Genomic DNA, 24,800 nt, shown 5'->3' with positions numbered 1-24,800 from the left:
AGACGACGAGGGGCGACCGGTGAGAACCGGTCGCCCCTCGTCGTCGATCTCCAGAGGTCGTCTCAGGCCGACGGCCGCGCCACCTTGTGGGGCTCCGACGCGGCGAGCATGTCCTCACGCTCGACGACCTTCACGCGCTCGCGGCCCTCGGCGGCACCGAGTGCGCGCTCATGCTCGTCGAGGCGGTACCAACCGTCCCACGTGGTGAACGGGATGTTCTTCGACTCGAGCAGCTCGATGATGGCGTCCTCGGCCGGAGCGGCGGGCTCGAGCAGCTTCTCGGCCTCCATGTCCTTGAGGATGCAGTCGACGGTCTCGTTGGCGTCGCCCTTGGTGTGGCCGATGAGACCGACCGGACCACGCTTGACCCAGCCGGTGGTGTAGACGCCGGTGAGCTGCTCACCCTCGTCGAACACGCGTCCGGCCTCGTTGGGGATGACCCCCGCCTGCGAGTCGAAGGGGATGCCGGGCAGGTTGTCCGACAGGTAGCCGACCGCACGGTAGACCGCTCCGACCTCCCAGTCGGTGATCTTGCCGGTGGGCTTGACGTTGCCGGTGCCGTCGAGCTGGGTGCGCTCGGTGCGCAGGCCGACGACCTTGCCGTCCTCGCCGAGGATCTCGGTGGGGCTCTCGAAGAAGTGCAGGAAGAGCTTGTGGATCGCACCCTGCTTGGGCTCGCGGATCGCGTAGTTCTCGATGATCGTCGCGACCTGGTCGGTGATCTTCGAGCCGCGGCGGGCGACGGTCGAACCCTCGTCGTAGTCGATGTCCTCGGGATTGACGATGACCTCGATGTTCGGCGAGTGGTCGAGCTCCTTGAGCTCGAGCGGGGTGAACTTGGCCTGCGCCGGTCCGCGGCGACCGAAGACGTGCACCTCGATGGCCTTGTTGGCCTTGAGACCCTCGTAGACGTTGGCCGGGATCTCGGTGGGCAGCAGCTCGTCGCCGGTCTTGGCGAGAACGCGCGCCACGTCGAGGGCGACGTTGCCGACGCCGATGACGGCTACCTTCTCCTGCTCGAGCGGCCAGGTGCGCGGGAAGTCGGGGTGGCCGTCGTACCAGGCGACGAACTGCGCGGCGCCGTAGCTGCCCTCGAGGTCGATGCCCGGGATGTCGAGCGCGCGGTCGTCGGTGGCGCCGGTGGAGAAGATGATCGCGTCGTAGTGCGACTTCAGCTCGTCGAGCGAGATGTCGGTGCCGTAGTCGACGTTGCCGAGCAGGCGGACCTGCGGCTTGTCGAGCACCTTGTGCAGCGCGGTGATGATGCCCTTGATGCGCGGGTGATCAGGCGCGACGCCGTAACGGATCAGACCGAACGGGGCCGGCATACGCTCGTAGAGGTCGATGCTGACGCCGCGATCCTTCACGGTGTCGGACTTCATCAACGCGTCGGCGGCGTAGATCCCGGCGGGACCCGCACCGACGATCGCAACCCGAAGCGGGCGGCTGTTCTCGCTCATGGAGTAGGTGTCTTCCGTTGCTCGGCGCGCCCCGCCACAGGAACCGGATCCGAAACCCTTGATTCTGGTGTCGACACGCTTGGATAAGGCCTATCCCTTCTACGGTAGGCGCTTGGTGTCCACTCCCAAAATTAGCTGTGAGGTAATCCTCACTTCTCGACGTCATCGCGATGACGCGGTGCGACGCGCGTCAGCGTGAGCCGGCAGCTTCGGCGAGGGGTCCGACGGCCTGATCGGCCACCCACGGGATCGTCAGCAGGGTCGGCACCGACATGGCACTGCCGACCTCCTGCGGCAGGTAGGCGACCCGTCCCGAACGCGCCACCTCGAGCCGGGTGAACGCCGGGTTCGACCGCAGCTTGTCGTTCGAACCCTCCCAGTCGACGGCGACGACGATGTCGGCCGCGTCGAGCCGGTCGAGGCTCTCGGCCGGTAGTTCGCCGTAGAACCCGCTGGTGATCGTGTCGCGGAGGACCGGCGGGAACGTGAGGCCGTAGCCCGCGACGGTCTGCGCCCGGCCGTCTTCGGGTCCGTACACCGAGACCCCGCCGGTCGGGCTCGCGGTCACCACGACGGCGGTCTTGCCCGCGAACTGCGGATTCTTCGCCCTGATGCCCGCGAGGAACGCCTCGGTCTCGGCGATCTTGCGCCGGGCGAGGTCGGGTTGCCCGATCGCGGTGCCGATCTGGATGGTCTGCGCATTCCACGGCACCTGCCACGGCTTGTACTGGGCGGGGCGGAGGATGGTGGGTGCGGTCTTGGTGAGCAGGTCGAACTGGTCGCGGGTGGGATCGGCGCCGACGGCGGTGATCAGGTCGGGGCTCGTGGCGAGCGCCTTGGGGATCTCGTTCCCGAGAGCTGCCGAAGTATTGGCGAGGACCACCGGTTGCGAGTCGCCGATCAGGTCGGCGTTCCACGGCGCGGTCGCCTGGTCGGGATCGGCGAACGGGGCGATCGTCGTCGGCATGACGCCGAGGGCGAGCAGCGTGTCGCCGTCACCCACGCCCAGCGCGGCGATCCGCGTGGGTGCCTTCTCCACGACCGCCGGGGCATAGGCCTGCTGAACGGTGACGGGAATCGAGCCGGTCTCGGGAGCCGGGACGGACGCCGAATCGTCGGCGACCTTCTCCTCGGGAGCGGCGCAGGAGCTCACCACGAGGGCCGCCACGGTCGTCGCGAGCACGATTCCGGACAGTCGATGGGAAAGCAGACGCATGTGGTTCCTCGGCGGTCGGCGTTAGGTTAGGCCCACCTTACCGAGCGCGGATTCGGTGCCCACGCGATTCGACGCGATGGCGGCCGGAGAATCCGGACGGAGGTCACACCCGGCCTGTCGTTACACTTCGCGCCATGGCCAAAGCTGCAGGCGGGGGCCCCGACAAGCCCTCCGGTAAGGGCGCCGCATCCCGGAACACCTCTCGGGGCGCCGCGTCCTCGAAGAAGTCTGCCCTCGGCAAGGCAACGTCGAACGACGACGTCGACGCCGCCCTCGTCGAGGAAGGGCCACCGAACTGGAAGAACGCGTGGCCGTTCTTCGTGGCGGCGGGTGTCGTCGCGCTCCTCGTGCTGGGGATCGTGCTCTCGAGCATCTCGCGGCCGTCCGAGGAACGCGTCAGCGACGACGCGCGGGTCCAGTACGCCATCAACGACCTCTACACGGCGAAGAACGGCCTGAACTACGCCGAGTATCGCGCCAACACCTGCGATGCCGACCTGGACAAGACCGGTTTCCCCTCCGAGGCGCAGTTCGTCGCGGAGAACCAGGCGTCGCTGGACCAGAACGGCCGCATCGAGATCCCCGAGATCACCGACCTGGTGGTCGACGGTGACCGGGCGACCGCCAAGGTCCATTGGCACTATAAGGACAAGGCCGATGCCAAGCAGGTCGTGGAGACGATCGTGGTGCGCGAGAACGGCGAATGGAAGGTGTGCTCCTCATGACCTATGCCGGCGACCTGACCCCGCGGGAAGCGTGGGAGAAGCTCGAGAACAATCCCGACGCGGTCCTCGTCGACTGTCGGACGCAGGCCGAATGGTCCTTCGTCGGCGTCCCCGACCTCGAGGTGCTGGGCAAGCGGACGATCTTCGCCGAGTGGACGACGTTCCCCGAGGGGCGCCGCAACGAGCAGTTCGTCGAACAGTTGCGCGGCGCCGGGGTCACCGATGACCACGAGGTCATCTTCCTCTGCCGCTCGGGGCACCGGTCGATCGGTGCGGCCGAGGCGGCGACCGCCGACGGAATCGGCAAGGCATACAACGTGGTCGACGGGTTCGAGGGTGCCCTCGACGAGAACGACCATCGAGGTGCGTCGGGATGGCGCGCCGAGAATCTGCCGTGGAGGCAATCGTGAGTCCTGATTTGTCCGTGGGTCGTGAACTGCCGGAGGGTCTTTCACCCGACACCATCGCCGTCCGCGGTGGCCTCGCCCGCTCCGGCTTCTACGAGACCACCGAGGCGCTGTACCTGACCAGCGGATACGTCTACGACTCCGCCGAGGCCGCCGAGCGCGCCTTCACCGGCGAGGACCAGCGGTTCGTCTACTCCCGGTACGGCAATCCGACGGTCCACATGTTCCAGGAGCGGCTGCGTCAGCTCGAAGGTGCCGAGGCCTGCTTCGCGACGGCCAGCGGCATGGCCGCGGTGTTCGTCGCGCTCGGCGCCCTGCTCAAGGCCGGCGACCGGCTCGTCGCCGCCCGCAGCTTGTTCGGCTCGTGCTTCGTGGTGTGCAACGAGATCCTGCCGCGCTGGGGTGTCGAGACCGAGTTCGTCGACGGCGAAGACCTCGAACAGTGGGAGCGTGCACTGTCGAAGCCGGCCGACGCCGTCTTCTTCGAGACCCCGTCCAATCCGATGCAGACGCTCGTCGACGTCGCCAAGGTGTCCGAACTGGCGCATGCCGCGGGCGCGAAGGTGGTGCTGGACAACGTCTTCGCGACCCCGCTGCTGCAGCGCGGCCTCGATCTCGGTGCCGACGTCATCGTCTACTCGGGTACCAAGCACATCGACGGCCAGGGTCGCGTCATGGGCGGTGCCGTCCTCGGCACCAAGGAGTACATCGAGGGCCCGGTGCAGCAGCTGATGCGCCACACCGGCCCGGCGCTGAGCCCGTTCAACGCTTGGACCCTGCTGAAGGGCCTGGAGACCATGCGCCTTCGTGTCGACGCCTCGGTGGCCTCGGCGCTGCGCATCGCCGGGTTCCTGGAAGCCGACCCGCGGGTCCGCTGGGTGAAATACCCGTTCCTGCAGTCGCATCCGCAGTTCGAGCTGGCCAAGAGCCAGATGTCCGGTGGCGGCACCGTGGTGACCTTCGAGCTCAACGACCACGACGGCATCGACGGCAAGAAGCGCGCCTTCGAGGTCCTCAACGCGCTGCAGGTCATCGACATCTCCAACAACCTCGGTGACTCCAAGTCGCTGATCACCCACCCGGCCACCACCACGCACCGCGCGATGGGGCCCGAGGGGCGTGCCGCGATCGGTCTCAGTGACGCGGTCGTGCGCCTGTCGGTCGGGCTGGAGGGCATCGACGACCTGCTCGCGGATCTGGATCAGGCGCTCGGCTGACGTGTAGACCCACCACTTTTCGGCAGAATCACCACCCTTCGGGGTGCTGGGTTTGCCGAAGAAGGCTGGGTTTGTGCGCTACGACAGCTCTGCAATCCCGAGCGCGTTCAGCACGGTCCGCAGTTTGAATGCGGTTTCGTCCAGCTCGGCCTGCGGGTCGGAGTGTTCGACGATGCCGCCGCCCGCCCAGGTGCGCAGACTCCGACCGTCGGCCGCGAGCTCGGCGCACCGGATGGTGACCATCCATTCGCCGTCGCCCGCGGCGTCGCACCAGCCGACCGCGCCTGCGTAGAAGCCACGATCTCCCTCCGCGTCTCGAATGATCTGTGCGGCAACGTCACTGGGGGTGCCGCACACTGCGGGGGTGGGTCCGAGGAGTAGGGCGAGGTCGAGTGCGGTGGTCGCCGGATCGCGCAGCGTCGCGCGGATCGGGGTGGCCAGGTGCCACATCTCGCCGGTCGACTCGAGCTGTGGGGTCGACGGCGCGTCGACGTCGTCGCAGAGATGTCCCAGGCGCTCGCGCAGATGATCGACGACGAAGGCGTGCTCGGCGAGGTCCTTTGTCGAAGCGGCCAGTTCGGCGGCGGTCGCACGGTCGACGGTCGGGTCGGCGGATCGTGGTGCCGAACCCGCGTAGGGATGACAGGTCACCGTCGATCCCGACTTGCGCAGCAGTGCTTCGGGACTCGCGCCGAGCAACCACGAGCCCGAACCCGTCGCGGCGCCGAGGTCGACCGCGAAGGCGTTGTGGTCGGCGTTGCCGCCGGCGAGTGCATCGAGGAATTCCGCCGGCCGGACCTGTTCGTCGAGCACCAGGTCGACGCTGCGTGCGAGCACTACCTTCCCGACGTCGCCGGCGACGATGCGCTTGACCGCATGTGCGATGCGCTCGCGGTGCTCATCCCGAGCCGGGTGGCTCACGGTCGACACCGCTCGCCGTGACAGCGGCCCGGTCCCGGGCAGCGGTGCTTCGCCGGTCCGGAGCCGGACGGGAGCGACCAGCGCGGCGGGGTCGCGGAGGTCGAAGGGGATCGCCCCGGTCAACGCCCCGACCTCGCCCGCCCGCAGTGCGGCGGATGCCTCGTCGACGTCGGTGAACGACCGGACCACCCCTTCGCCCCGCACGGTGCCGTGCGGGCGCGACAACACGAAGACCTCACTCGATGCCACGACAGCCAGGGTACAGGTAAGCCTGTCCTAACTAGGAATCACGGTGAATCTAAATTGACACCCTTCGCCGGGATCCGCGAACCTTGTCGCAGGTCATGAGTGCCAGTGACAAGCCCCGGCTCGCTGGTCGGCAACCCTCCTCCACGGTGGGGTGCTCCGGGTGACGACCTGGCTGCGGTCGAACCCGAACGCGGCAAGTGTGGATTCTCGAGGAGCCCTTGTCATGACTGCTGTGCTTTCGGCACCCGTCACAACCGTCCGCCCGACCCGTGCCGTGGTGTCCGCCGCCATCGCCGACCGGGCACCCTTCATCCCCGCGCTGGCGCCGGTCGTCGGCGCGGATGCGCAGGTACCCGTCGCCGCAGGTCACCGAGTCGGGTACGCCAATCTCGACTACGCGGCGAGCGCGCCGGCGCTGGCGTCGGTCGCCGCGCAGGTCGCCGGGGCCCTCGGCGAGTACGCGAGCGTGCACCGCGGCGCCGGCCACCTCTCGCAGGTCACCACCCGTCGGTACGAAGCGGCCCGCGAGACCGTGCGCGGCTTCGTCCGCGGCCGCGTCGACGACTCCGTCGTCTTCACCCGCAACACCACCGACGCGATCAACCTCGCCGCCCACATCACGCCCGGCGACGTCGTGGTCCTCGACATCGAGCACCATGCCAACCTGTTGCCGTGGTGTGCGCCGAAGGACGGTCGCAACCGGGCTCGCGTGGTCACCGCCCGCGCCACGATCGAGGACACCCTCGTCGCGATCGAGGCGGAGCTCGCGTCCAAGCCGGCGTCGCTGCTCGCGGTGACCGCCGCGTCGAACGTCACCGGTGAGGTCCTCCCGATCAGCAGGCTGGCCTCGATCGCCCATCGCCACGGCGCACGCATCCTGGTCGACGCGGCGCAGCTCGTCGCACATCGCCCCATCTCGATCGTCAGCCACGGTATCGACTATCTGGCGTTCTCCGGTCACAAGGCCTACGCACCGTTCGGCGCCGGCGTCCTGATCGGGCGCTCCGACTGGTTCGACGCCGCCGACCCGTACCTCGCCGGCGGGGGAGCGACCGCCGACGTCGACCTGTGCGGTGACGAGAACTCGGCCGGGACCACCTGGCACACCGGAACCGCCCGCCACGAGGCCGGCTCGCCGAACGTGCTCGGCGCCGTGTCGATCGCCCAGGCGTGCGCCGCGCTCGCCGAGTTGGGTCCGGAGGTCATCGGCCTTCACGAGCTCCGGCTCGGTGAGCGGCTCGACGCCGGTCTCGCTCGCATCGACGGTGTCCGTCCGCTGCGGATCTTCACCGACTCGACCGACCGCGTCGGCATCGCCGGCTTCACGATCGACGGCTTCGCGCCGCGGGCCGTCGCCGAATATCTGAGCAGCGAGCACGGAATCGGTGTGCGGGACGGCAAGTTCTGCGCCCACCCGTTGCTCAAGCGGCTCGGTCATCCCGAAGGGGCCGTCCGCGCCAGCTTCGGTGCGGGCACCACCTCCGACGACGTCGACCGCCTGCTCGACGCACTCGGCGCACTCAGCGCTGGAACGACCACCGCCCGACCAGAACTCGACGAGGGGTATCCCGCATGACCGTCCACATCGACACTCCGCGCACCGCCGTCACCATCGGCCGTCCCGGCTTCCAGGTCGCGATCGCGGGAGATGCTGTCGCACAGACCTTCCCGATCGTCGTGCGTCGCGAGACCCTGCGGGACGCCCAACGGGCGCGCTCGCTGCTGCGGGCCGGCACCCACGACCAGGCGAACTTCGTCGTGGCCCTCGAGATCGAGGTCGCGATCGCGCCGCACGCGGCATCGGCACGCGCCGCCGTCGAGCGGGCCGGAGTCGCCGCCGACAGCTCGGAGACCATCCGCTACATCGGCACGACCCACGGCCTGATCACGCTGCTGCGTGACATCTACGCGGCCGAGGTCGCCGACGCGGTGATCCTGGTCCCGATCGACGGTTCGGCCACCGGCAATCGAATCCGCGAGCAGGTGCTGCCGGTCTTCGCCGACGTGCGTCACCGGGTGGCCTGAGGCCTTCGGGGCTCGCTGCGCTCACGCCTGAAGGCGGCGGGTGGGTGCGCTGCGCTCGTGCTTCTGCCGTAGACCACGAACCGCCGACGACAGCATGTGTCGTCGGCGGTCGGTGAGTGACTGCTCGGGTGGCGTCAGCCGCGCGAGGGCTCGTTGGCCTCGTCGGGGTGAGCGGCGAGACGATCGATGGCCTCCTGGGCGACCTTCTCGGCGGCCTCGCGGCCGACCCAACCGCCCGGCTGGACCTCCTTGCCGGGCTCGAGGTCCTTGTAGTGCTCGAAGAAGTGCGAGATCGGACCCAGCTCGTACTCCGACACGTCGGAGATGTCCTTGATGTGGTCCCAGCGCACGTCACCGGCGGGCACGCACAGCAGCTTGTCGTCGCCGCCTGCCTCGTCGGTCATCGTGTACATGCCGACGATGCGGGCGCGCACGATGATGCCGGGGAAGACCGACTCGGGCAGCAGGACCATCGCGTCGAGCGGGTCGCCGTCCTCACCGAGGGTGCCGTCGATGTAGCCGTAGTCGGCCGGGTAGCCCATCGAGGTGTACAGGTAGCGGTCGAGGTAGACCTTCCCCGTCTCGTGGTCGACCTCGTACTTGTTTCGGCCACCTTTGGGGATCTCGATGGTCACATCGAATTCCACTGTTCCTCCTGGCAGTTGCGGATCGGGGGTGTGATCGCCGGACGGCCCAGATGGCCGCGCGTCGCAACAACGATACTGTTAGTCCCACGACCTCGGGCTTCGTACCCCCGCAGTTCGCGGGTGTTTCGGATCTCGGTCGCGCATATCCGACATTTCGGCCAGTGGCGTATCGGTCGGTCAGTGCAGTATCGGTAAGGGCAGTGCGAGAGATCCGGAGGCTTCGTGGGCGCAACCACCAGACCCGCAGGTCGTGATGGCAGACCCCGCAGTCGCAGACTCCTCTGGTGGACGATCGTCGCCGTCGTGGTCCTCGCGCTGGTGTCGACCGCCGCCGTGGTCGTGGCTCTCCGCCTGGACACGGAAGCCGAGCTGCCGCCGGGGATACCGCCGCAGCCCGCCGCGATCTCCCCCGACCCGCAGATCGACCCGGTCGCCGCCACCGCACCGGCCCCGACGCCCGCCGGGGTGTCCCGCGCGATCGCCCCCGCACTGCGGAATCCGGCGCTCGGTGTCCTGAGCGGCATGATCTCCGACTCGCTGACCGGCGAGGTCCTGTGGTCGCGCAACCCCGGTCGTCCGCGCATCCCCGCGTCGAACGACAAGGTGCTCTCGGCCGCGGCCTTCCTCGAGGCCATGCCGCACGACGCGCGCCTCACCACGACGGTCGTCGCGGGGTCGAACGGGCAGGTGATCCTCAAGGGGGCCGGCGATCCGACCCTGTCGGCGCAGCCGGCCGATGCCGACACCTTCTACAGCGAGCCCGCCCGCATCGCAGACCTCGCCGAACAGATCAAGCAGGCCGGCATCCCGGTCACCTCGGTCGCGGTGGACCTCAGCGCCTTCTCGGGCCCGACGATGGACCGGACCTGGGACCGCCGGGACATCCAGGGCGGCGACATCGCGCCGATCGAGTCGCTGATGGTCGACGGCGCCCGCCTCGAGCCGCTCGACGAGTATTCGCCGCGATCCGCGACGCCCGGGATCATGGCCGGTGAGGCGCTGGCCGCGGCGCTCGACGTCGATGCGCCGGTGACCGAGGTACCCGCACCCGCCGGCGACCGCGTCGTGGCGAAGGTCGAGTCCGCGCCGCTGGTGACCCGGGTCAACGACATGCTCCGGTACAGCGACAACGTGCTCGCCGAGACCCTGTCGATCGAACTGTCGGTGCATCGCGGCGGACCCGCGACCCTCGCCGCCGGAGTCGACGCGGTCGAGCAGGTCCTGTCCACCACCTTCCCTGAGCAGTGGAAGGGCACCACGCTGGCCGACGCGTCGGGCATCTCCTATGCCAACCGCACGACGCCTGCGCTGCTCGACGCGGTGATGACCGCGGCCAGCGGACCCTCGCGACCGAAGCTGCGACCGATGCTCGACGGTCTGCCCATCGCCGCCGGCACGGGCACCCTCGCCGACCGTTTCCCGGTCGCCACCACACCCGGTGCCGGGTGGGTGCGCGCGAAGACCGGAACACTCACCGGGGTCAGTTCGTTGACCGGCATAGTCCAAACGATCGATGGCCGCGTGCTGTCGTTCGCCCTCATGTCCGGCGGCACCTCGCCGGCGGACGCGAGACCCGCCCTGGACGCCGTGGTGGGTCAACTCAGAGAGTGCGGGTGCCGATGAGCATGTCAGGAACCGACAGCAGGGCCGCGGTCGAGCCGGTGGGTGACGACACCCGCCTGAGCATCGGATCGCAGATCGACTGGCCGCTCGCGGCGTCGACCGCGAAACGGCTCGTCCGACCCGGCCCCAAGACCACGGCCTACACCTACGAAGCCGCGCAGGCCGAGCTCGCGGACGCGGCGACGCGTGCGGAGGCGCCGGTCCGGGAGGTCACCGGTCTCGCCGACGGACTCCGCATCCCGACGACTCGAATCCTCGACCGGTCGGGCTGGATCGACGCGGCCTCCGACTCGATGCGTTCGATGCTGGGGTCCGAGGCCGACGCCGACCTGTCATCGCCCGGCCTCGCCGCCAAGTTCGGCGGGGTTCAGGCCGGTGGTCTGCTCGCCTTCCTCTCCACTGCGATCCTCGGCCAGTACGACCCGTTCACGCCGGACCCGGAAACCGGTGAACCCGGCGTGCTGATGGTCGTGACGCCCAACATCATCAACGTCGAACGCCAGCTGAAGGTCGTGCCGTCGGACTTCCGCCTGTGGGTGTGCCTGCATGAGGTGACCCACCGCGTGCAGTTCTCGGCCAACCCGTGGCTACGCGACTACATGCAGGACAACGTTGCCGTGCTCACCTCCGAGACCGGTGAGTCGACCACCGAGATCGTCACGCGGATGACCAAGACGCTCAAGGGCTCCGAATCCCGCGAGAAGGGCATCCTCGGCGCGATGCAGCTGCTGCAGAGCCCCGAGCAGTTCGACGCCTTCCATCGGATGATGGTTCTCGGCACGCTGCTCGAGGGTCACGCCGACCACGTGATGGATGCCGTCGGACCGGCGCACGTCCCGTCCGTCGCCCACATCCGCACCGCCTTCGACAAGCGACGCAAGGCGCCGCAGAACCCGGTGCAGCGCATCATCCGCGCCCTCATCGGCATGGACGCCAAGATCGCGCAGTACATCCGCGGCAAGGCCTTCGTCGACGAGGTGGTCGAGACCGTCGGCATGGAGCGGTTCAACACGGTGTGGACATCGCCCGAGACGATGCCGCTGCCGGACGAGATCGACACGCCGCAGGCATGGATTCGACGCGTGCTGTGACGCGGGTGGTCGCGGACTTCGCGACCACCGTTCTCGACGACCCGCACGCCTCCGTCTGCGTCGGCCTCTCCGGCGGTGCGGACTCGCTCGCCCTCACCGCGACGGCCGTTCGCGCGGGACTCGACGTCACCGCACTGGTCGTCGACCACGGACTCCAGGAGGGTTCGGACCACGTGGCCGGCCGGGCCGCCACGACCGCACGCGAACTCGGCGCCCACGCGCGCGTGCTCGAGGTCAGGGTCGGGACCCGCGGGGGACTCGAAGCCGCTGCCCGGGACGCGCGGTACACGGCGCTCGACGCCGCCCGGGACGGTCGCCCGGTGCTTCTCGCGCACACCGCCGACGACCAGGCCGAGACCGTGCTGCTCGGACTCGCACGCGGTTCGGGGGCGCGTTCGATCGCCGGCATGCGTGCGTGGAAGGCCCCGTGGGGTCGGCCACTGCTGCGAGTGCGTCGGATGCAGACGCTCGCGGTGTGTACCGAACTCGGGCTGGCCGTGCACCACGACCCGCACAATCGCGACCCCCGGTTCACTCGGGTGCGGTTGCGTGCGGAGGTGTTGCCGTTGCTCGACGATGTGGTCCGCGGCGGCGTCGTGGACGCGCTGGGCCGGACCGCAGAGGCGCTCCAGGACGACAACGACGCCCTCGACGGCTGGGCGGAGGCGGTGTGGCGGAGTGCCGGGACTCCCGATGGTCTGGCGATCGCGCCGCTGCACGACCTGCCGAGGGCCGTGCGTACCAGGGTCATCCGACGCTGGTTGCTCGACGTCGGGGCCACCGAACCGACGCATCGGGTGATCGCGGCGGTCGACCGGCTCGTCGTGAAATCCGGAACGGGGCGCGCCCAGGTGGCGATCGGCGGCGACCCGGGCGTGCGGACCGTCGTGGCACGAAGCGGCGAAACGCTGACGGTCCGCCTCACCGCGAGGTGAGACGGACCGTCAGGAAAGGTCTGTGACCTACTTCTTGGGTGCCTTGAACGGCGAGTTGATCGTTTCGAAGTACTGGATAGCTGCACCGATCAGGGTGCCGCTGCCGCCAAGCGCCAAGCCGGCAATCGCGCCCGCAGCCGCTCCCACGGGAATGCCGACGAGCACGCATCCGATCGGAGTGAGGGCTACTGCGGTGACTGCACAGCCCAGTGCTCCGCCAGCGATGCCGCCAATGATCGTTCCGACCAGCGACGAGATGGTCATACCGGTATTGAGCTGCTGCTGGAAGCGAACCAGCGCCTGGTCGTCTCGCTCCTGCCGGGTCTCCGGGGCTGCGACCTGATGCTTGGCGATGCCGCGCAACCTGTTGACCTCGGTCGGGTTGACCTGCACGGAACGCGCGTTGTTGCGCGACGGAATGAGCGTCACCTTGTTGCCGGCCTGACGTGCGTCGATCGGGAACTGGCGGTCCTCCATGCGATATGCAAGAGGCATACGGAAGACTTCCGCACCGGCGAAATCGCGAATCGTCAGCGATCCGTTTTCGGTGCTCGCCGAGGCGTTGTGCAGGGTGAGGGTCAGCGACGACTGATTCCAGGTCGCATCGTAGGTGGCCGGCCCGAATTGCTTGGGGGCGGCCTGTGCGGTCCCGGCGAGTGCCGTGATCACAACCGTGGCAAGGGATATGGCAACAGCGACCAATGTGCGCGTGTATTTGCGCGACAAGGCCCCGTCCTGTCGTTCAGTTGACATGAAGGAATTCTTTCCATGAAGGGAAGTTCCCCGAGGAAGGGAATAGGGGAACTGTGATCGATCATATTCACAGGTCGAATTGCCCCTGCTACCCACGTTGCTGGCGGGTTCACCAACGGTCACAAACCTGGCAAAACAAATGTCCAAAAATGTTTCACATGAGACGAATGTTAAATTTCGTTATCTCACTGTTATGTAATCGAACGATCCGGAGCGGCAAATTGGTCCGAACGGTCTACTCGCTACTCGGAAGTAATTTCCGTCGGCGGTCCCACCCATCGGCCATGTGATGCGCGAAACATGACAAGCTGTAACGGTGCAGTCCGCTGACCCCTATGCCGCTGACATCGACGCTGTTCTGATCACCGAGGAACAGATCAAGCAGCGCACCGTCGAGCTAGCCCACTCCGTCGCCGCCCGGTACACCGCCATCGAGGACGACCTGGTCCTGATCGGGGTGCTCAAGGGAGCGGTCATGTTCATGACCGATTTCGCGCGCGCCCTCCCGATCCCGTCCCAGCTGGAGTTCATGGCGGTGTCGAGCTACGGCTCGTCGACCTCGTCGTCCGGCGTCGTGCGGATCCTCAAGGACCTCGACCGCGACATCGAGGGCCGCGACGTCCTGATCGTCGAGGACATCATCGACTCGGGTCTCACCCTGTCGTGGCTGATGAAGAACCTCGCCACGCGTTCGCCCCGCAGCCTCGAGGTGTGCACCCTGCTCCGCAAGCCCGAGGCCGTGCGGTCACCGGTGCGTGTCGCGGAGGTGGGCTTCGACATCCCCAACGAGTTCGTCGTCGGATACGGCCTCGACTACGCCGAGCGCTACCGGGACCTGCCCTACATCGGGCGCCTCAAGCCCGCGGTCTACAGCAGCTGATCCTTCGAAAGCGCGAATCCGCCCGCGACCTGCGCGCCAAGCGGTGGAACGGCGACGGGAACGGTTTCACCAGCATGATCGTTGACCGGTAGCCTCAATGTGTACGTCGATGGGAAGGACATGGGAACGGAGTGGGCGCCGGGACTCGATCCCGCACGCCGGTCGAACCCCCACCAACTGGCATGAACCGTAAGACAGTCTTCCGCAACCTCGCCATCCTGGCGCTCGTCCTGCTCGCACTGTGGGGCTGGAGCGTGATGAGCGACTCCGACCGCGAGTACCGGGGCGTCGACACCTCCGTCGCGCTGGAGCAGCTGAACAAGAAGAACACCAAGTTCATCAGCATCGACGACCGCGAGCAGCAGCTGCGCATCGAGCTCAACTCGCCGATCAAGGTCGACGACGCCGACGCGGACAAGATCAGCACCAAGTACCCCGCCCAGGCCGGCGAACAGATCTTCGACGCGGTCCAGGAGACCGGCACCAAGTACACGACGAACGTCAACGAGCAGTCGGTGCTCTGGCAGATCCTCATCTTCGTCCTGCCGATGATCCTGCTGTTCGGTCTGTTCTTCTTCGTGATGAGCCGCATGCAGGGTGGTGGCCGCGGCGGCGTCATGGGCTTCGGCAAGTCGAAGGCCAAGCAGCTCAGCAAGGACATGCCGAAGACGACCTTCGCCGATGTCGCCGGCGCCGACGAGGCCGTTGAAGAGCTCTACGAGATCAAGGACTTCCTCCAGAATCCGGCCCGCTACCAGGCCCTGGGCGCCAAGATCCCGCGCGGCGTGCTGCTGTTCGGCCCGCCCGGAACCGGTAAGACCCTGCTTGCGCGTGCGGTCGCCGGTGAGGCCGGGGTGCCGTTCTTCACCATCTCCGGCTCCGACTTCGTCGAGATGTTCGTCGGTGTAGGTGCGTCCCGCGTCCGAGACCTGTTCGAGCAGGCCAAGAACAACAGTCCGTGCATCATCTTCGTCGACGAGATCGACGCCGTCGGCCGCCAGCGTGGTGCGGGCCTCGGCGGTGGCCACGACGAGCGTGAGCAGACGCTGAACCAGCTGCTCGTCGAGATGGACGGCTTCGGCGACCGGTCGGGCGTTATCCTGATCGCGGCGACCAACCGTCCCGACATCCTCGACCCGGCACTGCTGCGCCCTGGCCGCTTCGACCGTCAGATCCCGGTCGGCAATCCCGACATGGCCGGGCGCCGCGCGATCCTCAAGGTGCACGCCAAGGGCAAGCCGATCGACTCGGACGCCGACCTCGACGGTCTGGCCAAGCGCACGCCGGGTATGTCCGGCGCCGATCTGGCGAACGTCGTCAACGAGGCCGCTCTGCTCACTGCACGTGAGAACAAGCAGACCATCACGGCCGAGGCGCTCGAAGAAGCCGTCGACCGGGTCATCGGCGGGCCGCGGCGCAAGGGCCGGATCATCAGCGAGCACGAACGCAAGGTCGTGGCGTACCACGAGGGTGGGCACACCCTGGCCGCGTGGGCGATGCCCGACCTGGACCCGATCTACAAGGTCACGATCCTCGCGCGCGGTCGCACCGGCGGTCACGCCCTCGCCGTGCCCGAGCAGGACAAGGACCTGATGACGCGGTCGGAGATGATCGCGCGCCTGGTGATGGCCATGGGCGGCCGCGCCGCCGAGGAACTCGTCTTCCACGAGCCGACCACCGGCGCGTCGTCGGACATCGACCAGGCCACCAAGATCGCCCGCGCGATGGTCACCGAATACGGCATGAGCGCCAAGCTCGGCGCCGTACGGTACGGCCAGGACCAGGGCGATCCGTTCCTGGGCCGCTCGATGGGTGCCCAGTCGGCCTACTCGGCGGAGATCGCCAGCGAGATCGACGACGAGGTCCGGCGTCTCATCGAGGCGGCGCACACCGAGGCGTGGGCGATCCTCACCGAGTACCGCGACACCCTCGACGTGCTCGCGACCGAGCTCCTCGAGAAGGAGACGCTGACCCGCAAGGACCTGGAGAAGATCTTCTCCGACGTCGTCAAGCGTCCGCGGATCACCGCCTTCAACGACTTCGGTGAGCGGACCCCGAGCGACAAGCCGCCGGTGAAGACTCCGGGTGAGCTCGCCATCGAGCGCGGCGAGCCGTGGCCCCCACCGGAGGCGGCAAAGATCCCCGAGCCCGTCGGTGCGGGCTACCCGGGTGGTTCGCAGGTTCCGGGGCAGGTCCCGAACTACCCGCCCACCTACCCCGAGCCGGGTACCCAGGGCGGACCGGTTCCGCCTGGATCGGGGAGCCCGAATCCCCAGTACCCGAATCCCCAGTACCCCGACCCCCAGTACCCGGGTGCGCAGTATCCGGGTGCGCAGAATCCGGCTCCCCGGTATCCGAATCCCCAGTACCCGAACCCCGGTCAGTCGGCTCCGCCGCCCGGTGGTCCGTACACCGGCGGCACCCGCCCGGATTACGGTGCGCCGCGCGACTGGTCGGCACCGGGATGGCCGCCGGAGCAGCCCTCGGCCGATCGTCCCGCCCCCAACGGGACCAACGGCTGGGGCCGGCACGGCGACAACGGGAATGCCCGGACGGACAGTGCCGGTGAGGGTGATGACGGGCGAAGCTCGTAAGGTTTGACGCATGACGATCAGCGAGGGGCGCGACGCCGTGGTGAATGGGCACCGGTCGGAGTTCGATCAGGCACGTGCCGAGGCCGCGGTCCGCGAGCTGCTGCTGGCGATCGGCGAGGACCCCGACCGTGAAGGTCTGGTCCGCACCCCGACGCGGGTGGCCAACGCCTACCGCGAGATGTTCGCCGGCCTGTACACCGACCCCGACGAGGTCCTCGCGACCACCTTCGACGAGGACCACGACGAACTGGTGCTGGTGAAGGACATTCCGATGTACTCCACCTGCGAGCACCATCTGGTGTCCTTCCACGGTGTCGCGCACGTCGGGTACATCCCGGGGACGTCCGGCCGGGTCACCGGCCTGTCGAAGCTGGCGCGGCTCGTCGACCTGTACGCCAAGCGCCCGCAGGTCCAGGAGCGGCTGACCAGTCAGATCGCCGACGCGGTCATGCGTAAGCTCGAACCCCGCGGCGTCATCGTCGTCATCGAGGCCGAGCACCTGTGCATGGCGATGCGGGGCATCCGGAAGCCGGGGGCGACCACCACGACGTCGGCCGTCCGGGGAATCTTCAAGACCAGTGCGGTATCCCGCGGCGAAGCCCTCGACCTGATCACCCGGTGACCCCGGCCGATCCTCCGATGACTCCCTCGAGCGCGGTCCCGGCCGGTGGTGGGAACCACCGGACGCTGGTGATGGGCGTCCTGAACGTCACCGCGGACTCCTTCTCCGACGGCGGTCGCTACCTCGACACCGACGCAGCGGTCGCGCACGGACTCCAGCTGATCGAGCAGGGCGCCGACCTCATCGACGTCGGTGGTGAGTCGACCCGTCCGGGCGCCATCCGCGTCGACCCCGACCTCGAGGCGAAGCGCGTCGCCCCGGTCATCGCAGCCCTCGCCTCACACGGCGTCGTCGTCTCGGTCGACACCATGCGCTCCGAGGTCGCGGCCGCCGCCATCGAGGCCGGTGCCTCGATCGTCAACGACGTCTCCGGCGGTCGTGCCGACGCCGACATGGCGCGCGTGGTCGCCGACGCCCGACTGCCCTGGATCCTGATGCACTGGCGGCCGGCGGGGGAGAGCACGGATCGTCGGTTCACCCACCGCATCGGTGATGTCGGTGGGTACCGCGACGTGGTCGCCGAGGTCAGCGGTGAGTTGCTGGCGCAGGTCGACGCCGCGGTCTCCGCAGGCGTCGACCCGGATCAGCTCATCCTCGATCCGGGACTCGGCTTCGCCAAGACGGCCGAACACAACTGGGCTCTGCTGCATGCGCTCCCGACCTTCATCGGGCTGGGTTTCCCCGTCCTCGTCGGTGCCTCCCGCAAACGGTTCCTCGGCACACTTCTCGGTCGCGACGGCGTCGACCGTCCGCCCGCGGGCCGCGACATCGCGACCGCGTCGATCTCGGCGCTCACCGCCGCGGCCGGCGCTTGGGGCGTCCGCGTCCACGATGTGGCGAGCACCTACGACGCCGTGACCGTCGCCGAGGCCTGGCGTGCGGGCGGCTCACGCACCACATTCGGAGCAGGAGGGTCGCATGGCTGACCGGATCGAACTACGCGGACTGAAGGTCCGTGGGAATCACGGGGTCTTCGACCACGAGCGCGAGGACGGCCAGGACTTCTTCATCGACGTCACCCTGTGGCTCGACCTGCGTGCCGCCGCCGACACCGACGACCTCGCCGAGACGGTCGACTACGGCGCACTCGCCCAGCAGGTCGCGGCGATCGTCGGGGGCGAGCCCCGCAACCTGATCGAGACGGTCGGTGCGGAGGTCGCGGACACGATCATGGCCGACCAACGCATCTCCGCCTGCGAGGTCACCGTGCACAAGCCGTCGGCACCGATCCCGCTGACCTTCGACGACGTCGCGGTGGTGACCCGCCGCTCCAGGAAGGGCATGCGATGAGTCGCGCGGTTCTCTCGGCCGGCTCCAATGTCGGGGATTCACTGGGCCATCTGCGGTCGGTGGTCGAGGGTTTCGGAGACGAACTCGTCGCGGTGTCCGCGGTGTACGCGACCCCACCCTGGGGCGGTATCGAACAAGACGACTTCCTCAACATCACCCTCATCGTCGACGGGCCGCTGAGCGCGCGGCAATGGCTGGACCGGGGCAACGAACTGGAGCAGGCCGCCGACCGTACCCGTGAAGTCCGTTGGGGGCCGCGAACTCTCGATGTCGACGTCATCTCCGTCACGGAGGCCGGGGGCGTCGTCGTCGACGACGACCCGGTGCTGACGCTTCCGCACCCGCGGGCGGCGCAGCGTGCTTTCGTCCTCATCCCGTGGTTGGAGATCGAACCGGAGGCCACTTTGTGGACGCCGGAGGGGGAGCGGCCGGTGCGTGAGCTGATCGATGCCCTCGACGCCGCCGAACGGGACGCGGTGCGTGCCGTCGAGCGACTCGGGCCGGGCGGGGGTGGCGGGTCATGACGCTTCCCGACCCACGCCGTCCGGGGCAGGACGACGAGGAGACCGGCCTCGGTCCCACCCGGCTCCGCGACCTCGTCGTCATCGCCGCCGTCACCGCGATCGCCGCGTGGATTCTGGTGCGCTACAACTACAACGACTTCCCGCCGCTGCCGCTGCTGGCCGGGATCGTGCTCTACGTGCTCGCCGCTCTCGAGGTCGTCATCGCCTTCGTCGTCCGGTCGAGGGTCGAGTCCCGGGACGTGGGTCGTGCTCGCGGACAGCTCCATCCGCTCACCGCGGCACGAGTGCTGGCCCTCGCCAAGGCTTCTGCCATCCTCGGGGCGATCGCCGTGGGCGTGTGGACCGGACTGCTCGTCTTCCTCCTCGGTCAGCAGAACGTGACGGCCGCCGACCAGGACCGACCCGGCGCGATCGTGGGCCTGATCGGGGGCGTGTTGTTGGTATGCGCGGCGATGTGGCTCGAGTACTGCTGCCGGGCGCCCGAGGACCCGCCCGCCGTCGGCGATTCCTGACATCGCTCGTCGGCCACCACAGAGGAATTCTCGGCATGGGGGACCCGAACCGACTCCGGCGCACACGGCGAAATATGGGCGACGTAACACGTCGCCGATCTGAGAAACTCCGAACCCGGTTCGCGTGTGAATGTACTGACAGCGGGTAAGTTCACGATCATGACGACCTCGAACGGCCGTTCTGCCGACTCGCGACGCTCAAGTCGGTCGGCGGCGCAATGGCTGCTCGGTCTGCTGATCGTGCTCGCCCTGGCGGCCAGCGTACTGATGGTCTTCACCGATCGCCTGTCGATCCTCGGTTCGCTGGCGGTCATCGCTGCCCTGTGGGCGGCGGTCATCGGCGCGATCCTCGTGACCAAGTTCCGGCGGCAGGCCGAGAGTGCGGAAGCCAAGAGCCGCGACCTCCGACTGGTCTACGAACTGCAACTCGAGCGGGAGATCGCCGCGCGTCGTCAGTACGAGCTCGACGTCGAGACGACCATCCGCAAGGAGATCACCGCCGAATCCAACGAGGAACTCTCCGAGCTCAAGGCCCAGGTGCTCGCACTGCGGTCGAGTCTCGAAATGCTTCTCGGGGAACCGCTCCCGGATCAGCGTGCCGCGCTGTCGAGCGAGAAGATGCGTGAGCTGGCCTCCGGTCTGTCGGGTGCCCACGCGGGGTCCTTCGGCGGAGAGTTCGGCGGCGTCCCGCCCTACCGCTCGACATATGACGACGACGGTCTGCGCGCCGCACGCGACTTCGCGGCCACCGCGCCGACCGCGGACGACGGCCGCCACACCGGGCCCGTCGACCCGAACGAGATGACCGAGGTGATCCCCGTCATCACCGACGATCCGATCTCCGGTCGGATCGCCACCGAGGTTCCCGTCGAGGAGGTCGACCAGCACTCCGCCGGTTCGACGCCGTTCGCCCCACGCGCCGATGAGTCCCGGACCGCCGACGCCGAGGACGTGTCGGATGCGGAGGTCGTCGACGATTCGCGCGGTGCGGACGAGTCGGCCGCCTACACCGACGAGACGCCGACCGACGAGTGGGCGACCGGAGCGAGCGCCGAAGCTCCGGCCGAGACCGGCGAGACCGGCGCCGCACCGGAAGAGGAAGAGACCGCGACCTCCGACGTCGAGGCCCCCGCGTTCCTCGGTGCCGCCGGTCGTCACGAAGGAAACGCCGGACGCCCCGCCTCGACCTTCGGTGGTGGTCGCCGTCGGCGAGCGGCCGACGACGACTCCGAGTCCGCGCACTCGGCGGGCCTGCCCGTCTCGGAACTGCTCAACCAGCTGCGTCAGCAGTCCGGGACCACCGGCGGTGGTCGCCGGCGACGCGACTGATGACAGCCGCGCTTCTGCCGTCGACAGACGATTCGTCGAATTCGTATCGGCTTCGTCATCCGGTTGGATCAGTTCTGTGACGTAGGTGCTTATTCGCGCCGTAGAAGTTGGACGGTCGACCTAGACTGCCCGCATGAGCGGAGCTCTGGCAGGCGGTGAGCCCGGTCTGGTCGACCGGGCCGGCACCCCCTACGTGCCGCTCCGCCACACCGACCGCGGAACCGCGATCAAACGGTCACTGGTCAGTGCGTCGTTGTTCCTGCCGCTGCTCGCATGGTGGCCGATGGTGTTGTGGCTGTTCACCTTCGATCCGCTCAACGAGACCCCGTTCCCGGAGTATTACGCGGACTATGTCGCCAACGGGCCGGCGACGAGCCTGATCCTGATCTGGGCGCTCACCGCGTTGATGCCCGTCTACATTGTCCTGGTGCTCGCGTTCTGGTCACGCAGTATGGTTCGAGCGGCGATCGCGGTCCCGATCGGGGCGATCGGGGCACTCGGTTTCTGGGGCGGTCAGGTCCCGGTGCTGGTGCGGTCGGGCGAGTACGGGATTCTCAATCTCTGTTCCGAGCACATGCCGGCGTGGGTCGTGTTGCTGATCGTCGCGTGGTCGATCGCGCGCCGGCGACATTTCTGGTGGGTTCTCGCAGTTCCGGTCATCGCGTTGCTCGCGATCAATGCCTACGAAGGGTGGGCGACGAATCCGGTGGACACGATCGTCGATGGCACCGGCGATCTGCTGGGGGTTCCCGCGGCCGAGGTTCTCGATCCCTTCTCTCCCCGTTTTCGATCGCCGTTCGACGACGCAGTCGACATCATCGCCGGCGTGCTGACGCTGTGGATCGTCGACGCGGTGATCGGTGCCCTGGCGCGACAGGACCGACCCGAGCCGACGACCTACTCGATCGACGAACACTGACCCGACGCACCGGTGGGCCGTCAGAACTGCAGGACGATGGCGCGGACGATGGTGAACCCGAGCAATCCGAGGCTCAGGAGCATTCCCAGGACGCACAGGGTTCGGGCCAGTCGCGCCGCCGACGAGGCGCGGCCGCGTCCGGCGAGGTACCAGCCTGCAACGCCCACAGGCAGGCCGAGGCCCCCGACGACGCTGAGTGGCACCGCCGCGATGCCGCAGGCCAGCGACGCCGTGGTGAATCGTGCCGGGTCGGTCTCGGGCGGGGGAGGTTCGATCACGTGCAGGTCGCCGGAGGCCCGGATTATCGTCGACTCCAGGGCGGAACCGGGAACCGTCTGACCCGGGAGTTCCGAGTACGCCGTGGCCGCGGGGAACCCGTGACCGTGTGAAGAAGCCGGGGGTACGTGCCCGGTGTCGGCAGGCCGCGATCGGGGTGTCCCTTCCACCGGCGAGGTGCGCAGGCCCGCGGCCTCGGTCGGCGGCAAGGCGCCGCGGACACGCATCGTCCGGGTCTGCGGTGGGATCGGAGTACCAGCACCCGGCCGTGCTCGGGGCGGTGCCGCGGCAGCAGGCCGTGGGCCGGGGGCGGGAAAGAAGCCGGTGGTGTCGACCGCGTACCGGAACTCGGCGGCGAACGCGCCCGCCGAGGGCGGCCGGTCCGCGGGATTCTTGGCGAGCCCGTGGCGCACCGCCTCCGACACGGCCGGCGGGAGACCGGGCCGCAGGGACGACACGTCCGGCGGGGGTGTCGTGAGGTGGTGATGGATCATCATCATCGGTGTACGGGCGGTGAACGGGACTGTGCCCGTGAGTAGTTCGAAGGTCGAGCAGGCCAGCGAGTAGACGTCGCTGCGGGCGTCGAGGGCCTCCGCCGAGAGTTGTTCGGGTGAGGAATAGGGGAACGAACCGAGCACCAGGTTGGCCGATGTCAGCGACGTGCCCCCGTCGGTCTGCCGCGCGATTCCGAAGTCGGCCAACCGGATACGACGCTCCTCGGGGCCCCCGGTGTCGGATTCGGCTGCGCTGATGAGGATGTTGGCGGGCTTCACGTCGCGGTGCAGCAGTCCGTGGCGATGGGCATGGTCGAGGGCGGCGCCGATCGAGTCGCTCACCGCCGCGACGTCGTCGAGCGGAAGGCCTCCGGGGGACGCCTTGACGAGGGCTGCCGCATCGGTTCCGGCCACGTACTGCATCGAGATCCACAGCCGGCCGTCGACCTCGCCGCGGTCGTAGACGCTGACGATGCACGGATGGTCGAGTTGGGCGGCCAGGTCGGCTTCGCGGGTGAATCGCGCGCGGAACGTCGGATCGTTGGACACGTGCTCGGCGAGCACCTTGATGACGTCGAGGCGGGGGAGTCGAGGGTGTTGCGCGAGGTAGACCGCGCCCATGCCGCCGGCGCCGATCTTGCGCACGATCGTGTAGCCGGCGAACTGGGTACCCGCTTCCAGGCTCATCTGCGGACCCCCTGAGGTCGGGCGATGGAGCGATGAACGCCTCGGACGGCCTCAGCGTACGCCGGTTCGGCCCAGGTCACAGCTGGGTCTGTCGGCCGATGGACATCGACGGCCGTCGACTCGCCGTCGGCGGCGGACGAGAGCCCCGGGTGACACCTGTCACACAGTTGGCCCGGACCGCGGTGAGAGTCCTACCCTTGCTCTGCAACGTCTGGTACCCGTGCCGAGGCCGCCGTGGAGAGAACTCCGTCCACGCGGAATCCGGCGAAGGCGGGACTGGAACGAACCATGGAGGACAGCGGTGACCTCACCGACCGGTGATCCCGGCGTGCCGTTCGCACGGCAGGCCGGTGGCGACGACGCCCACGGCAGCACTGCCGCGGACGCTTTCGGTGACCGCCCGTATCCGGTCCGGTCCGATCCTTTTCCCGGTACCTCGAACCTGCCTGCACCCGCCCGCCTCACGGTCGGCATCGTCTCGGCCGGCCGTGTGGGGACCGCGCTCGGCGAGGCTCTCGAGAAGGCCGGGCACGTCGTCGGCGCGGTCGTCGCCCGGTCGCCGCAGTCCCGGGCCCGCGCCGCCCAGCGTCTCCCCGATTCGGAGATCCTCGCCCTCGACGCCGTCGTCGCCCGTTCGGAGCTGCTGCTGCTGAGCGTGCCGGACGCCCGGCTGAGCGCGGTGATCGACGAGATCGCGGCGTCGGGCGCGCTGCGTCCCGGCACGATCGTCGCGCACACCGCCGGCGCCCAGGGCGTCGACATCCTCGCGCCGGTGACCGCACGCGGCGCTCTCGGACTGGCCCTGCATCCCGCGATGACCTTCGTCGGCAGCGCGGAGGACACCGCGCGTCTGACCAACGCCTGCTTCGCGATCACCGCCGCCGACCCCGTCGGCGAGGCCATCGCGTCGTCGCTCGTCCTGGAGATGGGCGGGGAACCGGTACGGATCGCCGAAGCCGACCGCACGCTCTACCACGCGGCACTCGCCCACGGCGCGAATCACCTGATCGCACTGATCTCCGACGCAGTGGCCGCGCTGAACGCCGCGATCGACCACTCCGGACGCGACGTCGCGACCGTCGACGGCAGTGGCACGCGCCTCGCCGAACGCATCCTCACCCCACTCGTCACCGCGTCGTTGAACAACGTGCTCGATCTCGGCCCGTCGGCGCTCACCGGTCCGGTGGCGCGCGGCGACGCCGAGGCCGTCCGCAAGCACCTCGCCGCGCTCCGTGCCGTGCCCGGCGGGTCCGGCGAGCACGGGATCGCCGAGGCCTATCGGACCCTCGCCCGCCGGGCCGCCGAGCGGACCGACGCCCCGGCCGCACTCCTCGACCTCTTGGAGGAGCGATGAGCCAGACCACCCATCCGACACCGCCGATCAAAGGAGATGCCGTGAGCGCC

The 24,800-nt window shown here is 68.7% G+C and carries 24 protein-coding genes and 1 riboswitch; of the genes, 18 read left to right on the top strand and 6 right to left on the bottom strand.

The features are described from left to right. Window positions 1-62: 62 nt before the first annotated feature. Complete coding sequence (locus GOALK_RS01685; protein ID WP_006357045.1) at window positions 63-1,460, bottom strand: FAD-dependent oxidoreductase; 1,398 nt, start codon at window positions 1,458-1,460, stop codon at window positions 63-65. Window positions 1,461-1,650: 190 nt separating this feature from the next. Beyond that, window positions 1,651-2,676: an ABC transporter substrate-binding protein gene (locus GOALK_RS01680; protein ID WP_006357044.1), complete on the bottom strand. Its 1,026-nt coding sequence runs from the start codon at window positions 2,674-2,676 to the stop codon at window positions 1,651-1,653. 134 nt (window positions 2,677-2,810) lie between these two features. Here GOALK_RS01680 and GOALK_RS01675 point away from each other — a divergent pair, with 134 nt between their 5' ends. The 3 genes from GOALK_RS01675 to GOALK_RS01665 are packed head-to-tail and all read left to right on the top strand — an operon-like array spanning window position 2,811 to window position 5,025. Then, window positions 2,811-3,401 carry an Rv0361 family membrane protein gene (locus tag GOALK_RS01675; protein WP_006357043.1) on the top strand — a complete coding sequence of 197 codons (591 nt, stop codon included), beginning with the start codon at window positions 2,811-2,813 and terminating at the stop codon, window positions 3,399-3,401. Then, window positions 3,398-3,811, top strand: a complete 414-nt coding sequence (locus tag GOALK_RS01670; RefSeq protein WP_006357042.1) for a rhodanese-like domain-containing protein — start codon at window positions 3,398-3,400, stop codon at window positions 3,809-3,811. Before GOALK_RS01675 ends, GOALK_RS01670 begins: the two co-directional genes overlap by 4 nt. Beyond that, window positions 3,775-5,025 carry an O-succinylhomoserine sulfhydrylase gene (locus GOALK_RS01665; RefSeq protein ID WP_006357041.1) on the top strand — a complete coding sequence of 417 codons (1,251 nt, stop codon included), beginning with the start codon at window positions 3,775-3,777 and terminating at the stop codon, window positions 5,023-5,025. Before GOALK_RS01670 ends, GOALK_RS01665 begins: the two co-directional genes overlap by 37 nt. Before the next feature lie 78 nt (window positions 5,026-5,103). On the opposite strand, the gene GOALK_RS01660 is transcribed toward GOALK_RS01665, so the two are convergent. Then, the gene (locus GOALK_RS01660) at window positions 5,104-6,174 is read right to left on the bottom strand and encodes an isochorismate synthase (RefSeq protein ID WP_006357040.1); all 1,071 of its coding nucleotides are present in this window, start codon (window positions 6,172-6,174) and stop codon (window positions 5,104-5,106) included. A gap of 112 nt (window positions 6,175-6,286) precedes the next feature. Then, window positions 6,287-6,401: riboswitch (SAM riboswitch) on the top strand. Window positions 6,402-6,418: 17 nt separating this feature from the next. On the opposite strand from GOALK_RS01660, the gene GOALK_RS01655 reads away from it, so the two are divergent. Beyond that, on the top strand, window positions 6,419-7,771 hold the full coding sequence (locus tag GOALK_RS01655; protein ID WP_040003925.1) for an aminotransferase class V-fold PLP-dependent enzyme: 1,353 nt from the start codon (window positions 6,419-6,421) through the stop codon (window positions 7,769-7,771). Continuing rightward, window positions 7,768-8,220 (top strand): hypothetical protein, encoded by a 453-nt coding sequence (locus tag GOALK_RS01650; protein ID WP_006357038.1) that lies wholly within the window; start codon window positions 7,768-7,770, stop codon window positions 8,218-8,220. Before GOALK_RS01655 ends, GOALK_RS01650 begins: the two co-directional genes overlap by 4 nt. 134 nt (window positions 8,221-8,354) lie before the next feature. Here GOALK_RS01650 and GOALK_RS01645 read toward each other — a convergent pair whose 3' ends face one another. Further along, window positions 8,355-8,867, bottom strand: a complete 513-nt coding sequence (locus tag GOALK_RS01645) for an inorganic diphosphatase (protein ID WP_006357037.1) — start codon at window positions 8,865-8,867, stop codon at window positions 8,355-8,357. Window positions 8,868-9,089: 222 nt separating this feature from the next. Between GOALK_RS01645 and dacB the strand changes: the two genes are divergently transcribed. The 3 genes from dacB to tilS are packed head-to-tail and all read left to right on the top strand — an operon-like array spanning window position 9,090 to window position 12,516. Continuing rightward, window positions 9,090-10,490 (top strand): D-alanyl-D-alanine carboxypeptidase/D-alanyl-D-alanine endopeptidase, encoded by a 1,401-nt coding sequence (gene dacB / locus GOALK_RS01640; protein ID WP_506256287.1) that lies wholly within the window; start codon window positions 9,090-9,092, stop codon window positions 10,488-10,490. Further along, window positions 10,487-11,581: an Rv3626c family coenzyme F420 biosynthesis-associated protein gene (locus GOALK_RS01635; protein ID WP_006357035.1), complete on the top strand. Its 1,095-nt coding sequence runs from the start codon at window positions 10,487-10,489 to the stop codon at window positions 11,579-11,581. Before dacB ends, GOALK_RS01635 begins: the two co-directional genes overlap by 4 nt. After that, a complete protein-coding gene (tilS, locus tag GOALK_RS01630) occupies window positions 11,560-12,516 on the top strand; it encodes a tRNA lysidine(34) synthetase TilS (RefSeq protein ID WP_040003924.1) in 957 nt (318 codons plus the stop codon). The genes GOALK_RS01635 and tilS overlap by 22 nt, the downstream gene beginning before the upstream one ends. Window positions 12,517-12,543: 27 nt before the next feature. Here the strand turns inward: tilS and GOALK_RS01625 are convergent, their stop codons facing one another. Next, window positions 12,544-13,269 (bottom strand): DUF8020 domain-containing protein, encoded by a 726-nt coding sequence (locus tag GOALK_RS01625; RefSeq protein WP_006357033.1) that lies wholly within the window; start codon window positions 13,267-13,269, stop codon window positions 12,544-12,546. A gap of 316 nt (window positions 13,270-13,585) precedes the next feature. Between GOALK_RS01625 and hpt the strand changes: the two genes are divergently transcribed. The 9 genes from hpt to GOALK_RS01580 all read left to right on the top strand — a co-directional run bounded on the left by hpt (window position 13,586) and on the right by GOALK_RS01580 (window position 21,939). After that, window positions 13,586-14,149: a hypoxanthine phosphoribosyltransferase gene (gene hpt / locus GOALK_RS01620; RefSeq protein WP_006357032.1), complete on the top strand. Its 564-nt coding sequence runs from the start codon at window positions 13,586-13,588 to the stop codon at window positions 14,147-14,149. A gap of 182 nt (window positions 14,150-14,331) precedes the next feature. Further along, a complete protein-coding gene (ftsH, locus tag GOALK_RS01615) occupies window positions 14,332-16,743 on the top strand; it encodes an ATP-dependent zinc metalloprotease FtsH (protein WP_006357031.1) in 2,412 nt (803 codons plus the stop codon). 10 nt (window positions 16,744-16,753) lie between these two features. Further along, complete coding sequence (folE, locus tag GOALK_RS01610) at window positions 16,754-17,365, top strand: GTP cyclohydrolase I FolE (protein ID WP_006357030.1); 612 nt, start codon at window positions 16,754-16,756, stop codon at window positions 17,363-17,365. A 17-nt stretch (window positions 17,366-17,382) separates the two neighbouring features. Next, window positions 17,383-18,291: a dihydropteroate synthase gene (gene folP, locus GOALK_RS01605; protein ID WP_444542574.1), complete on the top strand. Its 909-nt coding sequence runs from the start codon at window positions 17,383-17,385 to the stop codon at window positions 18,289-18,291. Next, entirely contained in the window at window positions 18,284-18,655 is a 372-nt protein-coding gene (gene folB / locus GOALK_RS01600) for a dihydroneopterin aldolase (RefSeq protein WP_006357028.1), read from the top strand. The genes folP and folB overlap by 8 nt, the downstream gene beginning before the upstream one ends. Next, window positions 18,652-19,179 carry a 2-amino-4-hydroxy-6-hydroxymethyldihydropteridine diphosphokinase gene (gene folK / locus GOALK_RS01595; RefSeq protein WP_006357027.1) on the top strand — a complete coding sequence of 176 codons (528 nt, stop codon included), beginning with the start codon at window positions 18,652-18,654 and terminating at the stop codon, window positions 19,177-19,179. Before folB ends, folK begins: the two co-directional genes overlap by 4 nt. Further along, window positions 19,176-19,691: a DUF3180 domain-containing protein gene (locus GOALK_RS01590; protein WP_006357026.1), complete on the top strand. Its 516-nt coding sequence runs from the start codon at window positions 19,176-19,178 to the stop codon at window positions 19,689-19,691. Before folK ends, GOALK_RS01590 begins: the two co-directional genes overlap by 4 nt. Before the next feature lie 159 nt (window positions 19,692-19,850). Beyond that, entirely contained in the window at window positions 19,851-21,020 is a 1,170-nt protein-coding gene (locus tag GOALK_RS01585; RefSeq protein WP_006357025.1) for a DUF6779 domain-containing protein, read from the top strand. Window positions 21,021-21,153: 133 nt separating this feature from the next. Next, complete coding sequence (locus GOALK_RS01580; protein WP_006357024.1) at window positions 21,154-21,939, top strand: hypothetical protein; 786 nt, start codon at window positions 21,154-21,156, stop codon at window positions 21,937-21,939. Between the two features lie 20 nt (window positions 21,940-21,959). On the opposite strand, the gene GOALK_RS01575 is transcribed toward GOALK_RS01580, so the two are convergent. Further along, complete coding sequence (locus GOALK_RS01575; RefSeq protein WP_006357023.1) at window positions 21,960-23,396, bottom strand: serine/threonine-protein kinase; 1,437 nt, start codon at window positions 23,394-23,396, stop codon at window positions 21,960-21,962. 301 nt (window positions 23,397-23,697) lie between these two features. Here GOALK_RS01575 and GOALK_RS01570 point away from each other — a divergent pair, with 301 nt between their 5' ends. Beyond that, window positions 23,698-24,750: a Rossmann-like and DUF2520 domain-containing protein gene (locus GOALK_RS01570; RefSeq protein WP_006357022.1), complete on the top strand. Its 1,053-nt coding sequence runs from the start codon at window positions 23,698-23,700 to the stop codon at window positions 24,748-24,750. The last annotated feature ends 50 nt before the right edge of the window (window positions 24,751-24,800 follow it).

The sequence above is a fragment of the Gordonia alkanivorans NBRC 16433 genome, from assembly GCF_000225505.1.
GTDB lineage: Bacteria > Actinomycetota > Actinomycetes > Mycobacteriales > Mycobacteriaceae > Gordonia > Gordonia alkanivorans.
This window is presented reverse-complemented; position numbering and strand designations above follow the sequence as displayed.